Raw genomic sequence first — 25,971 nt, 5'->3', positions numbered from 1 at the left:
CGCCTCCTCGTTTGCGTCCCGATAGATGATAAAGGGTAAGGGTAGGAAGATGAGCATTGAAACCATGCGGCGGGTGCTGACCGGCGTCTCCGGTGTTCCGGTCACGGCCTATGATGGGAGTGGCGAAGTGGAACCGCGCGTGACCGCTCAAGTCTATCAGCGGGTAGCGGCTGCCGGGATTCATAACATCGTCGCAGCGGGCAATACGGGCGAATTCTATGCACTTACTCCGGGAGAGATCCGCCAAGTCCACGAAGCTGCGATCAAGGGTGTCGACGGCAAGGCGCCGGTGACGGCAGCGATCGGCCGTTCATTGCGCGAGGCGATCCAGATGGCGAAGGATGCTGCCTCAATCGGCGCCTCCGCCGTCATGTCGCATCAACCGGTGGATCCGTTCGCCGCACCCGGCTCGCAGATCGACTATTTTCGCGATCTGGCGGAGGCTTCGCCGCTCCCGCTCGTTGCCTATGTCCGCGCCGAAGGCTTCAGTGTCGACGACATGGTCCGTCTGGCCGGTCACGGCAACATTGCCGGCATCAAGTTCGCGACAACGGATCTGATGCTGCTTTCACGGGCGATCGCAGCTTCCGATCCGAACGGCGCGCTGTTCGTCTGCGGTCTCGCTGAGAGCTGGGCCCCGACATTCGCCGCCGCCGGCGCAAGGGGCTTCACGTCGGGCCTCGTCAATGTTGCTCCGAAACTGTCGCTTGCTGTGCATGCGGCTTTGGAGAAGGGCGATTTTGCCGCTGCCCGCGCCATCGTCAACAAGCTCGAGCCCTTCGAACGCATGCGCACCAAGTTCCGCAACGGAACAAACGTCACCGTCGTCAAGGAGGCCGTCACCTTTTCCGGCCTGAAGGTCGGCCCTGTTCGCGTTCCCGGTGTGCCGCAGCTCGATGTGAAGGATCGCGAGGAGCTTTTTGCCTTGTTGCGCAATTGGCAGGAAGCAGGCGAACTTGCCGCCGCCTGACGCTGCGGTATCCGGCGATCGCGACCTCTCCATGACCTGAACTTAGCGTTCTATGGGATATCGTCATAATATATGTCAGCGGCTTGGCGAATGGCGCTGTGTGAAATGATACTGGCCGACCCGTCAGCTTTTGCCGGGGTCGGCCGTTCGTTGGAGCGGACCAAGCCTTAGAGCCCGGTCTCTACTTTGCCTCCTTCGATCCCGCCAGATTTTCGACGGCAGTCAGGATCTTGTAGACCGACGAAACGCGTGCAGGGATCGGAAAATTCCTGTTTGCCAGCAGAACGATACCGATCTGCCGGGCCGGTATGAAGGCTGCGTATGCGCCAAAGCCATTCGTTGAGCCTGTCTTATTGAGAAGGACATCCTTGCGTGGCTGTTGAGGCGGGTCGAGCCGGGTGATCTTGTGGGGCTCAAGCGCCATGTCGGAGGAATTGCCGGCAAGCAGCCGGGCAAGCGTCGTCGGATAGGCATAGATTTCCCAGCCGAGCGCCTGCGTCGTGTTGTCGACGCGGTAATAACCGACATGCGTCGCATCGATTGCCTGCCGAAGTGTGGCGTCGAGCTTTGCTTCACCCATATTGGCCTCGAGAAAAGCAAGCATGTCGGAGCCTGTAGTCTTGATGCCATAGGCCTGCGTGTCGAAGACGCCGCCATTGACGCGGATTGGTTTGCCCTGCTTCGAATAGCCATAGGCATAGTTGCTCATCTCAGCCGGTGGAACGCGGATATAGGTGTGGTTGAGGTTGAGACCGGAAAGAATTTTGTCCTGCATCAGCGTGTCGAACGGTTCGCCCATGGCCTGCGCTGCCAGATAACCGAACAGGCCGATGCTGGGATTGGAATATTGCCGATACGTGCCGGGCGCGAAGGAAGGATGCCAGTTGCGATAATAGGCAACCATCTTGTCCTGATCCGTTACCCCGTTGGGAAACTGCAGAGGCAGACCGCCGGCCGAATATGTGGCGAGATCGAGGAGGCTGATCTTGTCGAAACTGGTACCCGCAAGTTCCGGCATATATTTCGTCGCCTTGTCGGAGAAGGAGAGCTTTCCGCTGATCTGGGCGTAGGAGCCAAGGGCTGCCGTAAAGGTCTTGCTGATGGAGCCGAGCTCGAAGATCGTGTCGTTCGTCACCTTCTGGCCGCTCTCCTTCGAGGCGACGCCGTAGTTGAAGATGTAGCGCTTGCCCCTGACAGTAATCGCGATCGCCATGCCCGGTACGTCGTTATCCTTCATGAGCGGACGAATGATTTCGTTGACTGCTCGCTCCAGCTGCTCTGGGTCATTGACTTCGGCGGCGTGGGCACCGACCCCATAGAAAAGGCAGCCTGCGACGATACCGAGCTTCTGCAAAGAATTGGCACGTATATTCAAGATGATATCCTCAGTGTGATGATCGACCGTGCAGGATCGCATGGTCGAAAAGGAAGCGATGATTGGCGGCTGTTATCCGGCCCGTATGAACTCAGATCGCTGCGGCGATGCGGCCGATTTCAGCAATGATGGCGTTGCGTTCGTCAGCTGCGATGGCGGGGATCTCGCAATAGGCCGTTACGATGATGGGGGCGTGCTTCGATGGCCATAGCACCGCGATGTCGTTGGCATTGCCGTATTTGTCACCGTTTGTTCCGGTCTTGTCGCCCACCAGCCAATCCTTCGGAAGGCCGGCGCGCAGTCGGGTGTCTCCCGTCTTGTTGGTGATCAGCCAGGCGGCCAGTTGCGATCGCGAGGCGGCTGTCAGTATATCGGTGAACAGAAGCCGACGCAGATTTTCCAGCATCGCCGAAGCTGTCGTCGTATCGCGTTGATCGTCCGGGGTGTCGTGGTAGTTCAATGTAGGTTCTGTGCGGTCAAGGCGCGTGAGATCGTCGCCGAGGCTACGGCAGAAAGCCGTCACCGCCTTCGGGCCGCCAAAGCTCGCGAGCAACAGATTGGCCGCGGTATTGTCGCTGAGCGTGACGGCGGCCGCACAAAGTTCGCCAACCGTCATGCCATTGTCTCCGGTATTGGGTTCGGTCGCCGGAGAATAGTCGACGAGATCGCTCTTCTTGTAATGAATGCGCCGGTCGAGCTTCTCATCGCCCTTGTCGACACGGGCAAGCACCAGAGCTGCGGCCAGTGCCTTGAAGGTGCTGCACATCAGGATGCGCTCGCCGGCGCGATGCTCGATGCGCTTGCCGCTTGCCAAGTCGAGAATGCTGACGCAGATGCGGCCCGGATGCTTGCTTTCGAGGGCAGCAAGCTGCGCCTCGCCCGTGTTATCGTCTGCAGTACGTCCAACCGCGCTAAGTCCCGCCAGAACAGGCAGTGCAAGCAAGCTGCCGGCAAGGCTTTGCCGGCGCGACAATAAGATCGTCATCACGTTTCCACTTCGATTGATGTTGAGCAAAGAGGTGCGTCTCGGGTCTCGTGGACGTCATTGAGACCCTGCAAATCACCTTGCGAGGCAGACTATGGCTCTGCTTTCTGCCCTAGACAAACGATCAATTCTGAGCTTAGACATGAGAAAAACTTGGTCTTAGGACACAAATGGACATCTCCCAGCTGCCACTGAACGCGCTGCGCGTGTTCGAAGCCTCGGCGCGGCACTGCAGCTTCACGCGGGCGGGCCTTGAACTCCGGGTCACGCAGACGGCGATCAGCCATCAGGTCAAGGCATTGGAGGACGTGCTGGGCGTGACCCTCTTCAAGCGCCTGCCGCGCGGCCTAGCGCTGACCGATGAGGGGCACGCACTGCTGCCGGTGCTGACGGACGCCTTCCGACGGATGAGCGCCACGCTCAGCCAACTGGAGGAAGGAAATTTTGCGGAGATCCTGACGATCGGCGTCGTCGGGACTTTCGCGATCGGCTGGCTTTTGCCGCGCCTGGCGAGCTTCAAGGCGCAGCACCCGCATGTCGATCTGCGCCTGAAGACCAACAACAATCGCGCCGATATGGTGCTCGACGGACTGGATTTCTTCCTGCGCTTCGGTGACGGCGCCTGGCATGGAACGGAAGCGATCCATCTGGTGGATGCGCCGCTCTCCCCGGTTTGCACGCCCGATATCGGGGCGCGATTGCGCAAGCCCGTCGATCTCGCCGATGTCGAGCTGTTACGATCCTATCGGGTGGACGAATGGTCGCTCTGGTTCAGGGTGGCGGGTCTGCCGCCGCCGCATCTTCGCGGTTGGATGTTCGATTCGTCGCTGACGCTCGTGGAGGCGGCTGCGCGAGGCGTCGGCGTCGCGCTCGTGCCCGTCGCGATGTTTTCGCATGACATCGAGGCCGGCAGGATCATGCAGCCGTTCCAGATCACGGCGATGACCGGCAGCTACTGGCTAACGCGCTTGAAATCGCGAGCGGAAACGGCTTCGATGAAGGTGTTTCGCCAATGGCTATTGGCGGAAATCGAGGAGATGCCGGGCTAAATGTGCGGCAAAACGGCGCCGAACTATTGTCCGAAGCCATCTCATTGAAAGTGCAAACGATGTTGTCAGCCGCTTCAGCTTGCGAGTTTCAGCCTGACGGCTCCGGTCCGGGTTCCCGAACGGACCGTTTTGAAGCGTCCGACCAGACCGGCGAGTTCGTTGCTGATATCGGCGAGGTGCCGCGTCGAGGCATTCGTCTCTTCCATGAGCGCGACATTCTGCTGGGTCATCTGGTCCATGTTACGGACCGCGGAGTTGATCTCGCTGATGCCGACGGCCTGTTCCTGTGTCGAGCGGGCGATGGCGCCGACATTCCGGTCGATGGACGCGACCTGATTGCCAATCAAGGCCAACGCCTCGCCAGTCCGGTTGACCAGCTCGACGCCGCGCCGCACGTCATTTGACGATCTGTCGATCAGATCCTTGATTTCCTTTGCCGCCGTTGCCGAGCGCTGCGCCAGCTCGCGGACTTCCTGAGCAACGACGGCGAAGCCCTTGCCCTGTTCGCCCGCTCTGGCGGCCTCGACGCCGGCGTTCAACGCCAGAAGGTTCGTCTGGAAGGCAATGTCGTCGATGACGGAGATGATGTCGGTCATCTTGCGCGACGAGGTTTCGATATCGCCCATGGCGGACACGGCCTGCTGCACGACCTCGCGCGAGCGTTCCGCCTCCGAGGCGGATTCCTTGACGATTGCCTGTACCTCGCGCGTCCGCTCGGCGGTCTGTTCCGAAATCGTGGTGATCTGGTCGATCGCGGCAGCACTTTCCTCGAGCGCAGAGGCCTGCTGTTCCGTGCGCCTTGCCATGTTGTCAGCAGCAGACGAGATCGAACCGGCTTCATCGCGAACACGGGTCACCGAATCTTCGATGCGCTGCATTGCAGTGCCGAGGGATGCAAGCGACTCGTTGTAATTGCTCTTCAAAATCTCGAATTCGGCCGAAAGAGCTTCTGTGATATCAGCCGTCAGGTCGCCGTTCGCAAGGCCGTTCAGCGCTATGCCGAGTGCATCAAGCGCGCGTTCCTGCTCGCGCTGTGCAGCAGCCCGCTCGGACTCCGCGCGGTCGCGCTCATCGGCGAGCACCTGCAGGTAAACCGAGATGCCGTAATCCATATCGAGCAGAGCGGCCTTGACGATTGCCGATAGGCGCCGTGACAAGGCTTGTTCATGCTTGCGCTGCATGAAGCCATTGAGCTGCTGCGCGACGATCGATCGCACCATCCCTTCGAGGATCAAGGCGTAGCCGCCAATATACCAGCGCGGCTCGATACCGAGGCGGGCATGCGTCCTGCCGACCGCCGAGACCGCTTCGACATAATCGGGTCCGTATTGGCCTGACGCGATCGTCTTCCAATGGTCCTGCTGCTTGGATTTGGCGTGGTGCACATGCTGCTGCGACGAAAAGAATTTCGACATTGCCGGATGTTTGACGATCTTCTCGTAAAAGCTGTCGAGAGCGTCTTTGACGGCCGATTCGATAGTCGGCTGCAACTCCGAAAGAGCCTGCCTGGCATCCTGTCCCAGTCCAACAAAGTCGAGCCGATCGTTCAACTCGTCCATTTTCGATGCGCCCACCATAATCTGCTCCAAGAAAGAAATTACAAGCAGTTAGGGCATAGTCATGGTTAAAAATTCATTAGATTTTCACCTCATTTTCGGTGCGCGGCTAGCCGCATTGCATGTGTTGGTTGCGACCATGCCCGTCCCAACATCATTGCCCGGTCCGATGTCATCTGCTAAACGCTGTGGTCATCACGTATCTCGCCACGAGGCCATCGGCATGGGGAACTCCAAGTCAGCAGATAGATAAGCCGCAACAGCTTTTTGTTGTTGCGGCGTGCTGTCGAACTCATTCCCATTGATGCCAGTGGCAGGCGCCGCCCGATCTCTCTTTCGAGCGGAATTTTCTCATGTCTGACATACGCCCGTCCTGGGCCTACTCGCTGCCGGCAGCACTGCTGCTGATGGCGCCTTTTGATATCCTCGCTTCACTGGCCATGGACATCTACCTTCCTGTCGTGCCGTCGATGCCCGGTATTCTCAACACGACGCCTGCGGTGATCCAGCTGACGTTGAGCCTCTATATGATCATGCTGGGTCTCGGACAGGTCGTGTTCGGCCCTCTTTCGGATCGCATCGGCCGCCGCCCGGTCCTGCTTTCCGGTGCCGTTCTATTTGCCGTCGCCTCTCTCGGAGCAGCCCTTTCATGGGGTGCGCCTATCTTCGTGCTATGCCGCCTGCTGCAGGCCACAGGCGCGTCGGCAGCCTTGGTCGCGACCTTCGCGACCGTGCGGGATGTCTACGGCAATCGTCCTGAACAGGCCATTATCTATGCCACATTCGGCTCGATCCTGTCCTTCGTGCCGGCCCTTGGACCGATAGCCGGTGCGATGATCGCCGACCGGTTCGGATGGCGTGCCATCTTCATGGTGCTCGCGATGCTGACGCTTCTTGCAAGTATCCATGCTGTTGTGAAATGGCATGAAACGTGCCCCGAGGGCGCCCCCGGTCCACGCCGTTCCATATGGCCGATCTTTAAAAGCCGATCGTTCTGGACCTATACACTGGCCTTCAGCGCGGGCATGGGCACATTCTTCGTGTTTTTCTCGACCGCTCCGCGTGTGCTGATCGGCCGGGCCGGTTATTCCGAACTCGGTTTCAGCATCGCATTTGCGACGGTCGCCGTCGTGATGATCATCACGGCACGCTTTGCGCGATTGTTTGTGGAAAAATGGGGCGTTGCGGGCTGTGCTGGACGGGGTATGGGACTGCTTCTTATCGGTGCGGCAGCTCTTGTTCTCGGTCAGCTCTATGGGATGCCGTCCTTCGCAAGCTTCGTGCTTCCGATGTGGATCATGGCTGTCGGCATCGTCTTTGCGGGATCTGTGACGGCGAACGGGGCGCTGGCGGAGTTCGGCGATATCGCCGGATCGGCCGTGGCATTCTATTTCTGCATTCAGAGTCTGATCGTAAGTCTCATCGGGACTCTGGCCGTCACAGCGCTGGATGGCGATAGTGCATGGCCTCTGGTCGGCTTTGCCACGCTGATGGCGTTGCTGGTGCTGGCAGCGCTTCATCTGTTGCGGCGTCACAATGCCCTGGCTTGATCTGCGGAGCCCTGCGCCGCTCATGATGTAAAATGTGAAGCGACCGCCCGCGAAAGCTGGCTTTCGCGGGCGGTCAATTTCGTTTCTTCCATTTTCTGCCTCACGCAACCCCGCCTGTCGGCAGACGTACCTTCGCCATTCGCAGCCGTCCTAGCGCCATCCTAATGCCGGTGCGACATGCGTCAGGATGGACTCGATGACATGGGCGTTATAGTCGACCCCGAGCTGGTTCGGCACGGTCAAGAGCAGCGTGTCTGCCGCGGCGATGGCTTCGTCCTTTGCCAACTGTTCGATCAGCACATCCGGCTCTGCGGCATAGCTGCGGCCGAAGATGGCGCGCGTCTTTTCATCGATGAAGCCGATCTTGTCTGCATCCTGGCCGCTCTGGCCGAAATAGGCTCGGTCGAGATCGTTGACCAGCGCGAAGATGCTGCGGCTGACCGAAACCCGCGGCTCGCGCTTGTGCCCGGCTTCTTTCCAGGCCTCGCGATAGAGCCGGATCTGATCTGCCTGCTGGACGTGGAAGGGCAGGCCGCTTTCATCGTCCTTGAGCGTCGAGCTCTGCAGGTTCATGCCGAGCTTTGCCGCCCATACGGCCGTGGCGTTGGAGCCGGCACCCCACCAGATCCGCTCGCGCAAGCCCTCGGAATAGGGTTCCAGGCGCAGCAGGCCGGGCGGGTTGGGGAACATTGGCCGAGGATTGGGCTGTGCGAAGCCTTCGCCGCGCAGCAGATCGAGCAGCACTTCCGTATGCCTGCGGCCCATGTCAGCGTCACTCTCGCCCTCCATCGGCGCATAACCGAAGTGGCGCCATCCATCGATCACCTGTTCGGGCGAGCCGCGGCTGATGCCGAGCTGCAGCCGGCCGCCGGCGATAAGATCGGCAGCGCCCGCATCCTCGGCCATGTAGAACGGGTTTTCATAGCGCATGTCGATGACGGCAGTGCCGGTTTCGATGCGGCTGGTCTTGGCGCCGACGGCCGCCAGCAGCGGGAAGGGTGATGCGAGCTGACGAGCGAAATGATGCACGCGAAAATAAGCGCCGTCCGCGCCCAGCTGTTCTGCCGCGACGGCAAGGTCGATCGATTGCAGCAGCGTGTCGGCTGCCGAGCGCGTTTGCGACTGGGGCGAGGGCGTCCAGTGGCCGAATGAAAGGAAACCGATCTTCTTCATGGTACAATCCTATTATATCCGGTTAGCACGGCCTGCTTTTGCATAACGCATGTCCATGCAGAGACCGGCGCGTCAAAGGTGCCGCTTGCTTGCGTCTTCATGGCATGGCTTGCAAAAGCCGAAGGTTCAGGCGGCTATATGTGCATGGATGCAGCGGATGGAATAGCGCAAACTGTGAACTGATCGTCAATGCCGACGAGGTTGCGTTCTTCCCACATATGGTTTCTTACGCGCTTCCTAACATGAACAAATTTTAACGAAGACGTTAACAATCGGATAACGCACCGCACCGAAACTGCCGCGCGTGTGAGTGCATCTCTCGCTTTCAATGTCCTTGAAACAAGAAATGGCAGGAAACTATGTTTGCAAGAAATTTCGCCCCCGCTCTGGTCTTCGTCGCATTCAGCGCCGGTATCGCGCATGCGGAAGTGCCCGTCCGTATCGATCAATTCGATCATTGGGGCGCATATTCTTATAAGTCCGGCGACAGCGTCAGTTGCTATGTTTTATCGAGGCCGGTTGCGCAGCAGCCCGCCAGTGTCGACCACGGCGACAATTTCTTCATCGTCTCGCGCCTGTCTCCCGGTGACAAACTGGTGCCGGAGGCCGCGATGGGCTATGACCTGAAAGACGGCGCGCAGATGACGGCGACGGTTGGCGACAAGACATTCCCGATGTTTACGAAAGACCGGCACGGCTGGGTAAGGAACGAGGCGCAGGAGCCGACCATGGTCAACGCCATGAAAGGCGGCGCGCAGCTGCAGCTGCAGGCAACCTCGAAACGAGGCACTGAGACAAGCTATTCCTACTCTCTTTCCGGCATTACGGCCGCATTGAAGCGAATAGAGACTTGCCGGTGAGACCGGCGGCGTTCGAGGATCTATCGGCGATTTCGTTTTAGCGGGTTGTGTAGCGGACAACCGGATTGGCGTCTTCTCATTCCGCGGAGAAGGCGCCAGTCGGCGCTTTCGAACTGATATCTCTTGTGAAATCAAAAATCCTGATATAAATGAGACCTATTGATGGGGAATTCAGGATTCAATGAAGCGCGGCTTTCTGACAATTTATGCGGGTGAGAACGCTGCAGTCTTCAGGGCGCTTTCGGCGCCAGCGCGCGTCGACATGCTGAAGCTGCTTTGCGCCCGAGGCTCACTGAATGTCAACGAGATCGCCCGGGAACTGGATCTGCCGCAATCGACTGTCGCGACGGGCATCATGATCCTGGAGGAGGCCGGTCTTGTCGAAACCAAGGCTGCGAAAGCGCGAAAAGGCTACCAAAAGATCTGCACCGCGCTTTACGACGAAATCCTGTTGAGCTTCGAGGACCAGGCCTTCAAGCATGATGAGGACGTGATCGAAGTTGCCATGCCAATCGGTCTCTACACGAGCTGCGAGACGCATGCGCCTTGTGGCCTGTGCTCCACCGAGGGCGTCATCGGCCTACTCGATGTACCCGATTATTTCCTCGACCCACAACGCATGCAGGCCGGTCTTCTCTGGTTCGGCCGCGGCCATGTCGAATATAAATTCCCCAACAATGCCAAGATCTTGAATCGAAACGTCAACGCCATCGAATTCTCGATGGAGCTCTCATCCGAAGTGCCCGGCACCAATCCGGATTGGCCCTCCGACATCACTGTCTGGATCAACGGCGTTGCCGTTGGCACATGGACCTCTCCCGGCGATTACGGCGACAAGCGCGGGGCCTTCACGCCAAGCTGGTGGAAGCTGGAAGGTTCTCAATACGGCAAGCTCAAGACTTGGCGAATCTCCAAGAAGGGCACGTTCATCGACGGGGTCGCCTCTTCCGATGTGACGATCGATGACCTCGCCATCAGTCAGCATTCCTCGATCCGTCTGCGGATCGGTATCGCCGACGATGCGCGCAACACCGGTGGCATCAATATCTTCGGCCGTGGTTTCGGTAATTATGGCCGCGATATCCTCATGCGCATCGATTTGGCGCAATAGTATCGTAATTTATGATACATAGCATATTGTCGGAGTTGAATTCCGATAAGTCATATTTTTCATAAATCACTGATTTCACGGAGAGTTTTGTCATTCGGTGCGTGCCGCTCCTGTGGTTTCTGCGATATTTTCCTCCGTGAGTGCGTTGACGGCCTTTCAAAAGTGTATCAAGATCAAGGTATAAGAACGAAATATCTGATATATATGGGAGGAAGGCCGTGAAGGCGCATGTGATCGTCCATCGTGATTTCCGAATTGCCGACATCGATGATCGGCTCTACAGCTCTTTTCTGGAGCATCTGGGTCGGGCGATCTATGGCGGCATCTATGAGCCGGGCCACCCGACTGCCGATGAGAACGGTTTCCGTAAGGATGTGATTGAGCTGGTGCGCGAGCTCAACTCGCCCTACTGCCGTTATCCGGGGGGTAATTTCGTCTCAGCCTATAATTGGGAAGATGGCGTGGGGCCCCGTTCTGAGCGGCCGGTGCGCCTCGATCTTGCCTGGCGGACGCGCGAAAGCAACCAGATCGGCGTCAATGAATTCGTGGATTGGTGCAGGAAGGCCAATACCAAGCCGATGCTTGCCGTCAATCTCGGCTCGCGCGGGCTGGATGCGGCACGAAACTTCCTTGAATATTGCAATCATCCGAGCGGCACATATTGGTCGGACCTGCGGCGCAAGCACGGCTGGGCTGATCCGCATGGGGTGAAGCTCTGGTGCTTGGGCAATGAGATGGATGGTCCCTGGCAGGTCGGTCACAAGTCGGCTTACGAATATGGCCGCCTGGCCGACGAGACTGCCAAGGCCATGCGCGGCTTCGATAAATCGCTTGAACTGGTGGTCTGCGGCTCATCGAATTCCGACATGAAGACCTATCCCGATTGGGAAGCCCAGGTTCTGGAGCAGTGCTACGACAGCGCTGATCATATCTCGCTGCACATGTATTTCGCCAATCGTGAGAAGAATACGCTGAACTATCTCGCCAAGGCCGAGAAGCTCGATCGCTATATCGTCACAATCGGCGGCGTCATCGACTATATCAAGGCTAAGAAGCGCTCGAAGAAGACGATCGGCATTTCCTTCGACGAATGGAACGTCTGGTATCACTCCAACCAGCAGGACAAGGACATCCTTGCCAGAAACGAATGGCCGGACGCGCCGCATCTGCTGGAGGATATCTACAATTTCGAGGATGTGCTGCAGGTCGGCGGCATTCTCAACACCTTCATTCGCCGCTCCGACCGCGTGCGCATTGCCTGTATCGCCCAGCTCGTCAACGTCATCGCGCCAATTATGACGGAGGACGGAGGCCCGGCATGGCGGCAGACGATTTACTATCCGCTCTATTTCGCCTCGAAATATGGCCGCGGCTACGCGCTGCGCCTGGTCACCGACGGCCCGACCTATGACAGCGATGAGGCCGACGACGTGCCCTATCTCGATGTGTCGGCCGTCCACGACGAGGTCGGAAAGATGGTTACGCTCTTTGTCGTCAACCGCCATCCCGACAGCGCGCTCGATCTAGATACGCGCCTCGAAGGCTTTGCTGGAGCCCGTGTCGTCGAACAGCATGAAATGGTTCACAGCGATTTGCAGGCGACCAACACGGCAGCGCATCCGAACGCAGTCGTCCCAACCAATACGGGCGACGCCAAGATCGAGGATGGACGGCTTCGTGCCACACTGAAGCCGCTATCCTACACGGTGATCCGGCTCGCGGTGTGATGACGCCTTGCTGCCGGGGCGAATGCACCCGGCACTGAAAACGGTCTGATGGTCGCGAGGAGGCGGCTGAGGACCCATTGCAGGCCCGGACGGCCCGTACGTTGGTTTAAGCGGCCGGCCGGGAAAAGGGGTGAAATCGCGGTCTGCTCATCATCGTTTGAGTGTGCCGTGCAGTCGATAAAAATGGGAGGAGATCATGAAGCAGTGGAAGAAGCTTGCCTTCGGCGTCGCGCTGGCCACGTTCGGCCTCATCGCTGCGGCCAAGGCTCAGGACTATACCTCTTTGCCCCGCAAGGAGACCCTGATCGTCGAAAACCCTGAAGGAACGATCAAGAATCCAGGCTGGTTCAACATCTGGGTCAATGGTGGCGGCGGTGTTTCGACCGGCCTTCAGCAGCTGACGATGGACACGCTCTGGTACATCGATCCGGAGAAAGGTCTGGGCGGCTCGGCCTGGGACAACTCGCTTGCTTCCGACAAGCCGCAATATAATGACGATTTCACTCAGATGACGGTGAAACTGCGCAAGGGCCTCTATTGGAGTGACGGCGTCGAATTCACCGCCGATGACGTTGTCTACACCGTCAAGACCCAGATGGACCATCCGGGCATGAACTGGAGCGCGGCCTTCTCGGTTCAGGTTGCCAGCGTCGAGGCGCCGGATCCCTATACGGTCGTCTTCAAGCTGAAGAAGCCGAATTCGCGTTTCCACGCCATCTTCACTGTTCGCTGGAACGGCGCGTGGATCATGCCCAAGCATGTCTTCGAGAAGGTCGCCGATCCCGTTCGTTATGATAATGCCAATCCCGTCTCGCTCGGCGCCTATAAGCTAAAGGCCTATGATCCGCAGGGCAAATGGTACACCTGGGAGAAGCGCGACGACTGGCAGCGCACCTCGCTTGGCCGTTTCGGCGAGCCGGCCCCGAAATATGTCACCTATGTCGATCCAGGCCCGCCGGATAAACGCACGATCGCGCAGCTCGAGCACAATCTCGATATCATTCACGACAACACGCCCGAAGGCATGTTCACGCTGAAGGAGAAATCGAAGACGGTCGAAAGCTGGTTCCCCGGCTTCCCCTTTGCGCATCCGGATCCGACGCTGCCCGCCGTGATCTTCAACAATCAGGACCCGCTGTTCCAGAATCCCGATGTCCGTTGGGCTCTTGCACTTCTTATCGATATCAAGGCCGTCGATATGGCGAGCTATCGCGGCGCCGCCACGCTCTCCGCACTCGGCGTTCCGCCGACGGCGGTAGCCATGACGGATTATCAGGCGCCGATGCAGGATTGGCTGAAGAATTTCGAGATCGATACCGGCAAGCGCAAGATTAAGCCATACGATCCGACGATCGGTCAGCAGATTGCCGATATCCTGCGCAAGCAGCCGAAATACAAGGATCAGATCCCGACCGATCCGGCCGCGATCAGCAGTGCCTTCGGCTATGGCTGGTGGAAGCCCGATCCGCAGGCCGCCGGCGAGCTATTGGAAAAGGCCGGCTTCAAGAAGGTCGGCGGCAAATGGATGACGCCTGACGGGCAGCCGTTCAAGATCCGTCTGACGGTCGAAGGCGACACTCGCTCCGTCTTTACCCGTGCGGGCACTCTCATCGCCCAGCAATGGGCAGCCTTCGGGATCGATTCCAAAGCTGCTCCATCCACCAGCGTCTGGCAGGCGGGATTGCAGCCCGGCAACTATCAGGTCGCGATTGCGTGGAGTGTCGAGACCTGGGGCGGCGATCCGGATCTGTCCTTCTTCCTCGACAGCTGGCATTCGCAGTTTGTCGCCAAGAAGGGTGAGAACCAGGCGCCGCGCAATTGGCAGCGCTGGTCCAATCCGGATCTCGACAAGATCATCGAAAACATCCGCCGCATCAGCGCCGATGATCCGAAGGGCATCGAACTTGGCAAGGACTATCTGAAGCTGGTCGCCCAGCAGATGCCGACCATTCCGCTGATGTCCTATAACGTCTTCACTTCGATGGATACCACCTATTGGAAAGGCTATCCGACCATTGCCGACCCCTATACGGACCCCGTTCCCAATTGGGCGAACTCCCGGTTGATGATGGTCAAGCTGAAGCCGGCACAGCCCTGATTTCTCCCGACCCTGATGCGGCAATCGCCGCATCAGGCACCTTTCGCCGGACACTAGGCACGTCCGGCGAATCTTTTGAATTGATGATGAAGCGCAAGCAGCGAGGAAGACGGCGGCATGACGTCCTATCCAGTTTTCGTATTGAGACGATTTGGCCAATTCCTGCTCGTTGTCTTCCTCGGCATTTCCGCGACGTTCTTCATCACCCACATGACGCCGATCGATCCTGTTGAAGAAAGCATCGGGACCATCCAGCAGATGGGCCAATCCGATCCCCGCGCTGTCGAGTTGATGCGTCAGTCGTTACGTGAGCTCTATGGCCTCGAGGGCTCCATCTGGCAGCAATATCTGCATTTCTGGGGACGTCTTGCGACCGGTGATCTCGGGCCGTCGCTGTCGGCATTCCCTACGCCGGTTTCCGACATCATCGCGAGGGCGCTGCCCTGGACGATTGGTCTGATGACGGTTTCCGTCATCCTCACCTTCATTCTCGGCAACATGATCGGCGCGCTCGCAGGATATTATCGCAAGAGCTCGGTGCTGAAGGCCGTCAGCCTGGTTTTCATCGCCATGCAGCCGATCCCTTATTACATCCTCGCTTTCGTTCTCATCATTCTCTTCGGCTATGTCTGGCCGATTCTGCCCATCAATGGCGGCTATGAGATGAACACCAACCTGCAACTGTCCTTCACGCTGGTGCTCGATATTCTCCGCCACTCCATCCTGCCGGCGCTGTCGCTGATCCTTGTCGGGACAGGGGGTTGGCTGATCGGCATGCGGGCGCTCGTCTCCAATATCATCACCGAGGATTATGTTGTTTTCGCCGAGCTCGGCGGCGTGCCGAAGCGCAAGATCCTGCGCTCCTACATCGCCCGCAATGCCATGGTGCCGCAATTTACCGGCCTTGCCATGTCCCTTGGCGCCGTCTTCAACGGCACGGTCATCACTGAAATCGTCTTCGGCTATCCCGGTATCGGCAATCTCCTGATTTCGGCCGTGCACGCGGGTGATTACAGTCTCGTCCTCGGGCTTAGCGCACTGTCGATCGTCGGTGTCGCCGCTGCCGTCTTCATCATCGACATATTGGGTCCGCTGATCGACCCGCGCATCAAGGTGGAGTAGGCCATGCTGACGATCGTTCGCGACCTCGCACGCCAGAATATGGAATTCCTTTGCGGCCTTCTGCTGCTTGCCGTCATCGTCGGGCTGGTGATCCTGTCCTATTTCTCGCCCTATGGCCCGGCCGATCTTTATCTGCTGCCGCCCGACATGCCGCCGGATGGGCAATACTGGCTGGGCACGACATCGCGCGGCCAGGATGTTTTCTGGCAGCTGACGACAGCGCTCCGCAACACACTCTATTTCGGCATCGGCGTCGCAATTCTCTCGCGCATCATCTCGCTTGTCGTGGGGCTGGTGGCCGGCTATGCCGGAGGTGCCGTCGATCGCGTGCTGATGGCGATCAATGACAGCATCATGGTCATTCCGCAGTTTCCGCTGCTGATCCTGTTCTACTTCGTACTCAAGGATGAAATGACCTGGACGGTGCTCATCATCGTCATGGCTTCGCTCGGCTGGTCGTACGACGCGCGCCTGATCCGCTCGGTGGCGATCAGCCTGAAGACGCGGCCTTTCACCACGCAGAGCGTCTATTCCGGCATGAGCATGCGCAAGATCCTCGTCGAGGAGCATCTGCCCTATGTACTGCCGATCGTCTTCGCCACCACGATGAACAATATGATCTGGTCGATCGGCATGGAGATTACGCTTGCGGTGCTCGGCTTTACCGATATCGAGACGCCGACCATGGGCATGATGATCTACTGGGCCAATGCGCATTCGGCGCTGATCGCCGGAACATGGTGGTGGGTTGCGGCACCCGTCGCCGCCATCGTGGTGCTGTTCATGGCGCTCTTCCTGCTGTCGATGTCGATGAATGAATATAACGACCCCCGCAGTCGTTTGAACCGGATGGGAGGCTAGGCATGGAGGCTGTCGTCGAGGTCAACAACCTCAAGGCCTATTATCGGGCCTTCCTCTACGGCGTCGATCGCGAAGTGCGTGCGGTGGACGATATCAGCCTGTCGATCGGCCGCGGCGAGATCTATGGCGTTGCCGGTGAATCGAGCAGCGGCAAGACGACGCTGATCAAGACCATTGCGGGTGCCATCCGGCCGCCGCTGCGCGTCGTGTCCGGCGCCGTCAAATTCCATTTCAACAATGGGACCCAGGACATCTACGCCATGACGGCGGAGCAGCGGTCATCGCTTCGCTGGCGGCATCTCTCCTACATCATGCAGGGATCGATGAATGTGCTCAATCCGGTGCGCCGTATCCGGCATTCGTTCACGGATTTCGCCTTCCGCCATATGAAGGCCGATCGCGCCACCTTCTTCGATCGGGTTGGCGCTCACCTTCAGCGGCTGAAGCTCGATGCGAATCTTCTCGATGCTTATCCGCATGAATTGTCGGGCGGCATGCGTCAGCGCATGACGATCGCGCTGGCGACCATCCTGACGCCGGAATTCATCATCGCCGATGAGCCGACGACCGCGCTCGATGTCATCGTCCAGCGCGACGTGCTGCAGATGATCCGGGAGATACAGCGCGAGATGGGCTCGTCCTTCCTGTTTGTAACCCACGATATGGGCGTTCACGCCGCCGTCTCGGATCGTATCGGCATCGTCTATGCCGGCCGGCTGGTGGAGGAGGCACCGACGCGCAAGCTTTTTCACCTGCCGCTTCATCCTTATACGCAGCATCTGGTCGCAAGCCTGCCGCGGATCGGCGATGCCTCGACGCGCCCCTCGCTCGAGGGCAGGCCGCCCAATCTGGCCATGCCGCCGAAGGGATGCCGTTTTCATCCGCGCTGCCCGAAGCGCATGGACATTTGCAGCCGCGAAGTGCCGCCTATGGTGAACGTCGAGCCGGACCGGCGTGTCGCCTGCTTCGCAGTAACGGGAGGGGCGCGATGAGCGATCTTCTTTCACTCTCGCATGTCAGCAAGATCTATCGCCAAGGGGGCATGCTCAGCCGTCGTCATATCACGGCGGTTCGCGATGTCAGTCTGGGTCTCGGAGAGGAGCCGGAAATCCTTTCGATCGTCGGCGAGTCGGGCTCCGGTAAATCCACCATCGCGTCGATGATCCTCGGCCAGACGGCGCCGACATCCGGCAGCTTGAATTTTCGCGGCAGAGCCGTCGCCATCCATGGCCGGTCCGAGCGGCGCGCCTTCATGCGGGAGGTGCAGCCGGTCCTTCAGAATCCGTTCGAAGCGTTCAACCCACTCAAGAGGGTTGATCGATATCTTTTTGAAACGGCAAGGAATTTCGCGCCGATGGGTCCAAAGCCGAGCGGAGCCGATGTCGAGCGTATTGCCGATGAGGCGCTTGCCCACATCGGCCTGACACTTGCCGAGGTGAAGGGACGGTTTCCGCATGAGCTTTCGGGCGGCCAGCTGCAGCGCACCGCCATTGCCCGCGCGCTCATACCGCAGCCCCGCCTGCTGGTGGCCGATGAGCCGGTTTCAATGGTCGATGCTTCGCTGAGAATGGCGATCGTCAATCTTTTCGGTCAGCTGAAGAAGGAGCTAGGGCTGTCGATCATCTACATCACCCATGATCTGGCGACTGCCTATTACATCAGTGATCGCATCATCATCATGAAGAAGGGCGAGATCGTCGAGCAGGGCGGGGCGCGTGCCGTTCTCGACAATCCGCAGCATCCCTATTCGCAGGCTTTGAAGGAAGCGGTCTTGTCCACCACGCCCGAGATGGAGCCGGCGCTTGGCTGAACCTTGTTTTTAGCGCGAGATTCGCGTCGAAAGGATGATGGACGACAATGTGCGTTCGACCCCATCGATTGTGCCGATGCCGTCGATCAGCTGATCCAGTTCGGAGATCGAGGGGGCTGCAATGATGGCGATCAGATCGAACGTGCCGCTGACCGAATGAAGCGTCGTTACCTCCGGAATGGCATTCAGGGATGCCGTCACCGCTGACAGCGCTTTCGGCGCGATCGTGATTAGTACATGGGCCCGAATAAGGCCCGATAGATAGGTTTCTGACAACCGCACGCCATAGCCTGAAATGACGCCCTCCCGCTCCAGCCGTTCGAGCCTTGCCTGAACGGTGGTGCGCGACAGCGACAGCTTCTTGGCGAGAGTCGCAACAGGCATTCGGGCATTCTGGCCGAGCAAGGCGATCAGTTCGCGGTCCTTATCGGTGACCTGCATGGTGTTTCCTGCATTTTGCAAATTCTATTCGTCAATTTGTATAGTTTTGTACAACGAAATGCATTTTTCGTCGCTATGAATCGTTCAACTCCTACCTACACTTATAAAAATCTTATCAATGAAATGCAGGGGAGTCATATGAAAGACATAGTGGTCATCGGTGCAGGCAAGATCGGTGGGGCGATCGCTCTGATGCTGGCCGAAACGGGCGACTACAAGGTCGTCGTCGCCGACCGCAGCCAGGAACAGCTCGACAAGATCGATCGTCACCCTGCGATTTCCACCGCCGCCGTCGATATTGCCGACCGCGCCGGGCTCGTCGGCATTCTGAAGGGCAAGTTCGCCGTCCTGTCGGCAGCACCGTTCCATCTCACCGGCTTCGTCGCGGAAGCGGCACTTGAAGCCGGCGTCCATTATCTCGACCTCACCGAAGACGTCGCGACGACCAAGAAGGTCGAGGAACTGGCTCAGGGAGCAAACACCGCCTTCATCCCGCAATGCGGACTTGCGCCGGGCTTCATCTCGATCGTCGCCAACGATCTCGCCAAGCGGTTCGACAGCCTCGACAGCGTGCGCATGCGCGTCGGCGCGCTGCCGCAATATCCCTCCAATGCTCTGAACTACAATCTAACCTGGAGCACGGACGGCCTCATCAACGAATATATCGAGCCCTGCGAAGCGATCGTCGAAGGCAAGCTCGTCACCGTTCCGGCCATGGAAGAGCGTGAGGAATTCTCGCTCGACGGTGTCACCTATGAAGCCTTCAACACGTCAGGTGGCCTCGGCACGCTCGCCAAGACCCTGGCTGGCCGCGTGCGGACGATGAACTACCGCACCATCCGCTATCCCGGCCATCAGGCCATCATCAAGGCGCTGCTCAACGACCTCAACCTCAAGAACCGTCGCGATGTGCTGAAGGATCTCTTCGAAAATGCGCTGCCCGCCACCATGCAGGACGTGGTCGTCGTTTTCGTCACCGTCTGCGGCTGGCGCGAGGGCCGCTACATGCAGGAAACCTATGCCAACAAGGTCTATGCAGGCACCGTTGCCAGCAAGAAGATGAGCGCCATTCAGATCACCACCGCAGCCGGCATTACCACCGTGCTCGATCTCCTCGCTCAGGGCAAACTTCCCTCCAAGGGTTTCGTTTGCCAGGAAGAAATCGATCTCGGCGATTTCCTCGCCAATCGCTTCGGACAGGTTTACAGCCTTGAGAAAATCAGGATGAAAGAAGCCGTCTAAGCGGCTATTCCTGTTGCTGTTTTTGAAATGTGGCGCCCTCGGGCGCCACATGTGTTTTAGCCCTTGGAAACGGCGCTGCAGAGACTAACCGATCAGTCGTTCGAGGATCTCGACGGGATGTGGGATGGCTTGATGATCGATCTTGGCGACCTGCGAACGGCAGGAAAAACCGGTGGCCATAACAACCGTCTGATTGCCGTTCTCGGCAATCCTGTCCGGCCAGCTCATCGCATAGAGCTTTTCCGAGATGGCGCGATTGCGCACCTCGTGGCCGAAGGTGCCGGCCATGCCGCAGCAGCCGACATCGGGCATATCGAGCTTGATTCCCAATTTCCCGAAGAGCACGGACCATTGCTTGAGAGCAGCCGGAGCGTTCGTTTTCTCCGTGCAATGGGCAAGCAGCGTGAAACGCTCTTGCGGCGAAGTCTGCCCCGGTGGCAATCGGTCGAGGTTTGCGGCGAGCCATTCCTGTAACAGCAGCACCGGCGTCTGCAGCTTAGCTGAGGGCAGGGCTGCATATTCGCTGCGATAGGTCAGCGTCATCGATGGGTCGATGCCGACAAGCGGGATGCCTATCCGAGAGATGCAATCGAGATAATCTCGCGATTTCGCCGCCGCCTTCTCGAAGCGACCGAGATAGCCATGCACATGCAGGGCTTTGCCGTTGTTCTGTGATACGGCGAGCCACGGTTTGAAGCCCATTTTCAGGGCGAGCTTGAGCGCTGCGATGACGACGGCTGGATCGAAATAGGTGGAGAAGACATCGGCAACGATGACGACCGCCTGGGCTCGCTCCTCTGCGGAGAGATTTCCCAACGTTTCGGGAGTGGCAACCTGCACGCGGAGACGAGCGGCTTCCCGTTCGAGCGATAGTGCAGGCATGGTGGGAAGCGCGGTGAGACCGGCAAGCCGCATCAAGGCCTGGCCGACGGTCGACCCAGCGAGCAGATTGTAGCCGGGCTTGAAGTGCGCCATCAGCGGCAAGGTCGTTTCGATGGCGGCAACGATTGGGTCCTTCAGCGGCCTAAGGTATCGACCGTAATAGAGCTCCAGGAATTTCGAACGGAAGGCCGGGACGCTGACCTTGACGGGACATTGGCCGGCGCAGGCCTTGCAGGCGAGGCAGGTGTCCATTGCCGCCCGCACCTCATGGGAAAAGTCGTCGCGATTGGCCGGATTGAGCGAGTTGACCGCTCGCCGCAAGAGATTGCCGAAAGGATTGGCGCGGCGCAGCTTTTGCGCCTCACGTCGCGGATCGACCTGCCGCTCCGCCAGCAGGCGCAGCCATTCGCGCATCAGCGCCGCGCGGCCCTTCGGCGAATAGCGCCGGTCACCCGTCGCCTTGAAGGAGGGGCACATCGGGCTTGTCGCGTCGAAATCGAAACAGGCGCCGTTACCGTTGCAATAGGCTGCATTGTCGAAGGCGGCGCGGATATCATTGCCGATGATACGATCGAAGTCGCCGCGCAGTGACACTTCGTCGATCTTCAGCAACGGGCGGGATGAGCCGGATGCGATCTTGCCGGGATTGAGGCGATCGCCGGGGTCGAATGCGCGCTTAATGTCCTGCAGGCTCGGATAAAGCTCGCCAAAATATTCAGGGACATATTCCGAGCGAACGCCCTTGCCATGTTCGCCCCAGAGCACCCCGCCATATTTGCGGGTGAGGGCAACGACGCCGTCGCTGATCTTGCGGACGAGCGGCTGATGGTCGGTGCGGGTAAGATCAAGCGCCGGGCGGACATGCAGCACGCCGGCATCGACATGGCCGAACATGCCGTAATCCAGCCCCTCGGCATCGAGAAGGGCACGGAATTCCCTTATATAGGCGGCCAGATGTTCGGGTGGAACGGCGGTGTCCTCGACAAAGGGCACCGGCCGCACCGGCCCCTCGACATTGCCCAGCAGGCCGACGGCGCGCTTGCGCATCGACCAGATCGCCTCGACCTCTGCCTTTTTGCGAGCGATCGTATAGCCCTTATGGCGAGCTGAGGAGCCGTCATCAAGGGCGGCGGTCACGTCCGCCAGCTTGCGTTCCAACTCGTCGCTATCGTCGGCCAGCACCTCGACGATATTGATGCCGTTGGCGGCGCCAGATGCATCCTCGGGGAAGAAGCAGGCGATGCCGCTCCAGACGATATCGCCCTTGGCGAGACCCAGCACCTTCTCGTCGACCGTTTCGACCGAGGCCACCTTCAATGCCACTAGCCGCCTGGCATCTTCGAGCGCCGTGTTGAAATCATCGTAGCGGATGTTGATGAGGGCCGATCGCGCCGGGATCGGCAGCACGTTGAGTTCGGCCTCGGCGATCATGGCCAGCGTGCCTTCAGAACCGCACAGCACCGCATTGAGATCGAAGCGGCCGTCCTCGCGCCAGATATGGGCGAGATCGTAGCCGGTCATGTAACGGTTGAGCTTGGGGAAGGTCGCCGCGATTAGCTCGCTTTTGTCCCGGGCGATCGCATCAACGACACGATGAATCTCACCGATCCGATCGTCACGCGCCTTGATCTCGTCCAGCTCGCTATTGCCAAGCGGACGCGACCACCAGTCGCTGCCATCGGAAAGCACCACGCGAAGGCCGAGAACGTGGTTGCTGGTCTTGCCGTAAAGACACGAGCCCTGGCCGCAGGCATCAGTGGAGATCATGCCGCCGATAGTGGCGCGGTTGGAGGTGGAAAGCTCAGGCGCGAAGAACAACCCGTATGTTTTCAGCGCCTTGTTCAATTGATCCTTGACGACACCAGCCTCGACACGGGCGATCTTTCGAACCGGATCGATCTCCAGGATTCGGTTCATGTGCCTGGAGCAGTCGACGACGACCCCAGAGGTTAGCGATTGACCGTTCGTTCCGGTGCCACCGCCGCGCAGGGCGATGACAAGATCGGAAAAGGCAGGTTCGGATATGGCTTTGGCGATGATTTTCAGATCATCCGCGCCGCGCGGATAGAGGACTGCCGTCGGCTTGACCTGATAGATGGAATTGTCGGTCGAGGCGACCGTCCTGGCACCGTCGTCCATCTCCACGTCGCCGCCAAAGCCGAGTGCTGACAGCCGACGGGCGAAGGCGCCGGTCTGATGTAGCGAACTGTCTTTCGCCGAAACGAGGCGTGGTATCATGATGCGAAGACTTCCGGCATTTTACGCGATGAGTGGAGCATTCCCGCTTTTAAACAGAATTACGCGAATGCTCTATCTCTTTGTTTTCACGCAGGTCCGGATGGACAGCCGTCTTGCGCGTCTGCCGCAGCCGTTCTAGCGCCGGAGTGCCGCGCAGGCGTGCTCGATGCGATCAAGGGCTTCGATGAGATCGGCTTCCGATGTCGCATAGGAAATGCGGAAATAGGGCGACAATCCGAAGGCTGAGCCGGGCACGACGGCGACATGCGCTTCGTCGAGGAGATAGGCGCAAAAATCCGCATCCGTCTCGATCTTCTTTCCGGACGGTGTCGTCGTTCCAAGCACGCCGGCGCAGCCGGAGAATGTGTAGAAGGCACCTTCCGGCATCAGGCAATCCAGGCCATCGATGGCGTTCAGCCTGTTCACGACGAGATCGCGTCGGCGCTGGAAGCTTGCCTTGCGACCCTCGAGAAAATCCTGCGGGCCATTGAGCGCGGCAACGGCTGCCGCCTGGCTGACGGAGGAAGGGCAGGAGGTCGCCTGGCTCTGAATAACGGCCATGGCCTTGATGAGGTCCTTCGGACCGCCCGCATAGCCGATGCGCCAGCCGGTCATGGCATAGGCCTTGGAAACGCCGTTGACCGTCAAAATCCGGCTTTTAAGGCTCGGCTCTATGGTGACGGGCGTGGTGAACTGAAAGCCCTCATAGACGATGTGCTCGTACATATCATCGACCATCAGCCAGACGTGTGGATGACGCTGCAGCGCCTCGATCAGTGGCAGATAATCGGCCTTGGAATAGGCGGCGCCCGATGGGTTCGATGGCGAATTGAGCAGCAGCCAGCGCGTCTTGGGCGTGATCGCCTGTTCGAGCTGATCGGCCCTCAGGCGAAAACCGGCCTTGGCATCGCAGGGGATCAGAACCGGCACGCCGCCGCAGATCTCGACGATATCGGAATAGGAGGTCCAATAGGGCGTCGGGATGATGACTTCATCGCCCGGATTGATCGACGCCATGAAGGCGTTGAACAGGATCTGCTTGGCACCCGTCGCCACGGTAATTTCATCGAGTGCGTAGTCGATGCCGTTCTCACGCTGAAACTTCCCGGCAATCGCCTTCTTCAGCTCCGGCGTGCCGTCTAGCGCGGTATATTTCGTTTCGCCACGATCGATGGCGGCCTTGGCGGCTTCCTTCACATTGTCGGGCGTATCGAAATCCGGTTCGCCTGCACCGAGAATGATAACAGGCAAGCCTTCCCGCTTCATCGCATTGGCGCGTGCACCGATCTGAAGAATGGTGGAAACGCCGATGGAGGCGATCCGCGAAGCGGGCTTGAAGCCCGCCTCTTCGAGTTTCGCGGCGATCGTCATGGAGCTTACTCGATGTCGAAGGAGACGCCCTGCGCCAGCGGCAGGGCCTTGGAGTAGTTCACGGTGTTGGTTGCCCGGCGCATATAGGCCTTCCAGGCGTCCGAGCCGGATTCGCGGCCGCCGCCGGTTTCCTTCTCGCCGCCGAATGCGCCGCCGATTTCAGCGCCAGAGGTGCCGATATTGACGTTGGCGATGCCGCAATCGGAGCCGTCAGCTGCGAGGAAGCGCTCGGATTCCTGCATGTCACGCGTGAAGATCGACGACGACAGACCGGCAGCAACGGCATTGTGTTCATCGATGACAGCATCGAAATCGTCATAGGGCATGACATAGAGGATGGGTGCGAAGGTTTCTTCCATCACCGGGCCTGCCTGCTTCGGCATTTCCACAAGCGCCGGCTTTGCATAATAGCCGTCCGCATGGCCGACATCGACGCGCTCGCCACCGGTGACGGAGCCACCATGGGCCTTCGCCTCGGCAATCGCCTTCTGCATGTTGTCGAATGCCGCCTTGTCGATCAGCGGACCGACAAGCGCGGAGGAGTGCAGGGGCTCGCCGACCGAGACGCTCTGATAGGCCTTCTTCAGGCGCGGTACGAGCTGATCGTAGACGCTTTTGTGGACGAAGAGGCGGCGCAGCGTTGTGCAGCGCTGGCCCGCCGTGCCCATGGCGCCGAAGGCGATGGCGCGCAGTGCCATGTCGAGATCAGCAGAGGGGCAGACGATGCCGGCATTGTTGCCGCCGAGTTCGAGAATGGCGCGGGCAAAGCGCTTGGCAAGCCGCGGCCCGACTTCACGGCCCATGCGGGTCGAGCCGGTTGCCGAAACGAGCGGCACCTTCGGATGATCGACGAGGACTTCGCCGATCGCACGATCGCCGATCAGTACCTGCGACAAGCCTTCCGGCGCGTCGCCGAAGCGGGCGAGCGCGCGATCAAGGATCGCCTGCGAGGCAAGAGCGGTCAGCGGCGTCTTTTCCGAGGGTTTCCAGACGACGGCGTCGCCGCAGATCAGTGCCAGCGCCGCGTTCCACGACCAGACGGCGACCGGGAAATTGAAGGCGGAGATGATGCCGACGACGCCGAGCGGATGCCAGGTTTCCATCATGCGATGGCCCGGACGTTCGGTGGCGATCGTCAGGCCGTACAGCTGGCGGGAAAGGCCGACGGCGAAATCGCAGATGTCGATCATTTCCTGCACTTCGCCGAGGCCTTCGGAGCGGATCTTGCCGGCTTCGATGGAAACCAGACGGCCGAGATCGTCCTTGGCGGCGCGCAGCTCTTCGCCGAGCAGACGCACCAGTTCGCCGCGCTTCGGTGCCGGAACAAGGCGCCAGGCGCGGAATGCGGCATGCGCCTTCTCGATTTTCTTCGCCGCTTCATCGGCCGAAACGGTCTTGAGGCTGCCGATCTTCTCGCCGGTGACCGGGGAGTAGGAGGGCATATCGCCCTCAGTATAAAGTGCCTTGTCGACGCCGAGCTTTTCGAGAATGGCGGCAGCTTCGGCTGCAACGGAAGGGGTCTTGGCTGCGATATTCATCTTGTGAAACTC

At 59.3% G+C, this 25,971-nt stretch carries 20 protein-coding genes; 12 read left to right on the top strand and 8 right to left on the bottom strand.

Annotated features, from left to right (window positions below; genetic code table 11):
* Positions 1-49 precede the first annotated feature (49 nt).
* Positions 50-970 carry a dihydrodipicolinate synthase family protein gene (locus FBZ97_RS08060; RefSeq protein WP_145318128.1) on the top strand — a complete coding sequence of 307 codons (921 nt, stop codon included), beginning with the start codon at positions 50-52 and terminating at the stop codon, positions 968-970.
* A 181-nt stretch (positions 971-1,151) separates the two neighbouring features.
* Here FBZ97_RS08060 and ampC read toward each other — a convergent pair whose 3' ends face one another.
* Positions 1,152-2,345: a class C beta-lactamase gene (ampC, locus tag FBZ97_RS08055; RefSeq protein ID WP_246661713.1), complete on the bottom strand. Its 1,194-nt coding sequence runs from the start codon at positions 2,343-2,345 to the stop codon at positions 1,152-1,154.
* Positions 2,346-2,436: 91 nt separating this feature from the next.
* Positions 2,437-3,330, bottom strand: coding sequence for a class A beta-lactamase (gene bla / locus FBZ97_RS08050; RefSeq protein ID WP_145318122.1), 894 nt, complete (start codon positions 3,328-3,330; stop codon positions 2,437-2,439).
* 170 nt (positions 3,331-3,500) lie between these two features.
* Here bla and FBZ97_RS08045 point away from each other — a divergent pair, with 170 nt between their 5' ends.
* Complete coding sequence (locus FBZ97_RS08045) at positions 3,501-4,379, top strand: LysR family transcriptional regulator (protein ID WP_145318119.1); 879 nt, start codon at positions 3,501-3,503, stop codon at positions 4,377-4,379.
* A gap of 74 nt (positions 4,380-4,453) precedes the next feature.
* Here the strand turns inward: FBZ97_RS08045 and FBZ97_RS08040 are convergent, their stop codons facing one another.
* The gene (locus FBZ97_RS08040) at positions 4,454-5,956 is read right to left on the bottom strand and encodes a globin-coupled sensor protein (RefSeq protein WP_145318116.1); all 1,503 of its coding nucleotides are present in this window, start codon (positions 5,954-5,956) and stop codon (positions 4,454-4,456) included.
* Between the two features lie 332 nt (positions 5,957-6,288).
* Between FBZ97_RS08040 and cml the strand changes: the two genes are divergently transcribed.
* Positions 6,289-7,485, top strand: a complete 1,197-nt coding sequence (gene cml, locus FBZ97_RS08035; protein ID WP_145318113.1) for a CmlA/FloR family chloramphenicol efflux MFS transporter — start codon at positions 6,289-6,291, stop codon at positions 7,483-7,485.
* A gap of 150 nt (positions 7,486-7,635) precedes the next feature.
* Here the strand turns inward: cml and FBZ97_RS08030 are convergent, their stop codons facing one another.
* Positions 7,636-8,658 (bottom strand): LLM class flavin-dependent oxidoreductase, encoded by a 1,023-nt coding sequence (locus tag FBZ97_RS08030; protein WP_113333283.1) that lies wholly within the window; start codon positions 8,656-8,658, stop codon positions 7,636-7,638.
* Between the two features lie 359 nt (positions 8,659-9,017).
* Between FBZ97_RS08030 and FBZ97_RS08025 the strand changes: the two genes are divergently transcribed.
* From FBZ97_RS08025 to FBZ97_RS07990, 8 genes are all read left to right on the top strand, one after another.
* Positions 9,018-9,518 carry an invasion associated locus B family protein gene (locus tag FBZ97_RS08025; protein WP_015342896.1) on the top strand — a complete coding sequence of 167 codons (501 nt, stop codon included), beginning with the start codon at positions 9,018-9,020 and terminating at the stop codon, positions 9,516-9,518.
* 181 nt (positions 9,519-9,699) lie between these two features.
* Positions 9,700-10,629: an ArsR family transcriptional regulator gene (locus FBZ97_RS08020; protein ID WP_069614498.1), complete on the top strand. Its 930-nt coding sequence runs from the start codon at positions 9,700-9,702 to the stop codon at positions 10,627-10,629.
* Between the two features lie 218 nt (positions 10,630-10,847).
* The gene (locus tag FBZ97_RS08015) at positions 10,848-12,356 is read left to right on the top strand and encodes an alpha-N-arabinofuranosidase (RefSeq protein WP_145318110.1); all 1,509 of its coding nucleotides are present in this window, start codon (positions 10,848-10,850) and stop codon (positions 12,354-12,356) included.
* 196 nt (positions 12,357-12,552) lie between these two features.
* Positions 12,553-14,454, top strand: a complete 1,902-nt coding sequence (locus tag FBZ97_RS08010; protein WP_145318107.1) for an ABC transporter substrate-binding protein — start codon at positions 12,553-12,555, stop codon at positions 14,452-14,454.
* A 117-nt stretch (positions 14,455-14,571) separates the two neighbouring features.
* Positions 14,572-15,576, top strand: a complete 1,005-nt coding sequence (locus FBZ97_RS08005) for an ABC transporter permease (RefSeq protein ID WP_145318104.1) — start codon at positions 14,572-14,574, stop codon at positions 15,574-15,576.
* Between the two features lie 3 nt (positions 15,577-15,579).
* The gene (locus tag FBZ97_RS08000; RefSeq protein ID WP_113353691.1) at positions 15,580-16,437 is read left to right on the top strand and encodes an ABC transporter permease; all 858 of its coding nucleotides are present in this window, start codon (positions 15,580-15,582) and stop codon (positions 16,435-16,437) included.
* Between the two features lie 2 nt (positions 16,438-16,439).
* The gene (locus FBZ97_RS07995) at positions 16,440-17,429 is read left to right on the top strand and encodes an ABC transporter ATP-binding protein (RefSeq protein ID WP_145318101.1); all 990 of its coding nucleotides are present in this window, start codon (positions 16,440-16,442) and stop codon (positions 17,427-17,429) included.
* Entirely contained in the window at positions 17,426-18,247 is an 822-nt protein-coding gene (locus FBZ97_RS07990) for an ABC transporter ATP-binding protein (protein ID WP_145318098.1), read from the top strand. The genes FBZ97_RS07995 and FBZ97_RS07990 overlap by 4 nt, the downstream gene beginning before the upstream one ends.
* Positions 18,248-18,256: 9 nt before the next feature.
* Here the strand turns inward: FBZ97_RS07990 and FBZ97_RS07985 are convergent, their stop codons facing one another.
* Positions 18,257-18,688 carry an Lrp/AsnC family transcriptional regulator gene (locus FBZ97_RS07985; protein ID WP_112337254.1) on the bottom strand — a complete coding sequence of 144 codons (432 nt, stop codon included), beginning with the start codon at positions 18,686-18,688 and terminating at the stop codon, positions 18,257-18,259.
* A gap of 138 nt (positions 18,689-18,826) precedes the next feature.
* Here FBZ97_RS07985 and FBZ97_RS07980 point away from each other — a divergent pair, with 138 nt between their 5' ends.
* Positions 18,827-19,930: a saccharopine dehydrogenase family protein gene (locus FBZ97_RS07980; RefSeq protein ID WP_145318095.1), complete on the top strand. Its 1,104-nt coding sequence runs from the start codon at positions 18,827-18,829 to the stop codon at positions 19,928-19,930.
* Between the two features lie 84 nt (positions 19,931-20,014).
* On the opposite strand, the gene FBZ97_RS07975 is transcribed toward FBZ97_RS07980, so the two are convergent.
* The 3 genes from FBZ97_RS07975 to FBZ97_RS07965 form a co-directional block, all read right to left on the bottom strand.
* Positions 20,015-23,050: an FAD-binding and (Fe-S)-binding domain-containing protein gene (locus tag FBZ97_RS07975; protein ID WP_145318092.1), complete on the bottom strand. Its 3,036-nt coding sequence runs from the start codon at positions 23,048-23,050 to the stop codon at positions 20,015-20,017.
* Between the two features lie 135 nt (positions 23,051-23,185).
* A complete protein-coding gene (locus FBZ97_RS07970) occupies positions 23,186-24,421 on the bottom strand; it encodes a pyridoxal phosphate-dependent aminotransferase (protein WP_145318089.1) in 1,236 nt (411 codons plus the stop codon).
* A gap of 5 nt (positions 24,422-24,426) precedes the next feature.
* On the bottom strand, positions 24,427-25,959 hold the full coding sequence (locus tag FBZ97_RS07965) for an aldehyde dehydrogenase family protein (RefSeq protein WP_145318086.1): 1,533 nt from the start codon (positions 25,957-25,959) through the stop codon (positions 24,427-24,429).
* Positions 25,960-25,971 lie beyond the last annotated feature (12 nt).

It is taken from the genome of Rhizobium sp. ERR 942, from assembly GCF_007828395.1.
GTDB classification, from domain to species: Bacteria; Pseudomonadota; Alphaproteobacteria; order Rhizobiales; family Rhizobiaceae; genus Rhizobium; species Rhizobium dioscoreae.
The sequence above is the reverse complement of the archived record's forward strand: the minus strand, read 5'-3'. Positions and strand labels throughout refer to the sequence as shown.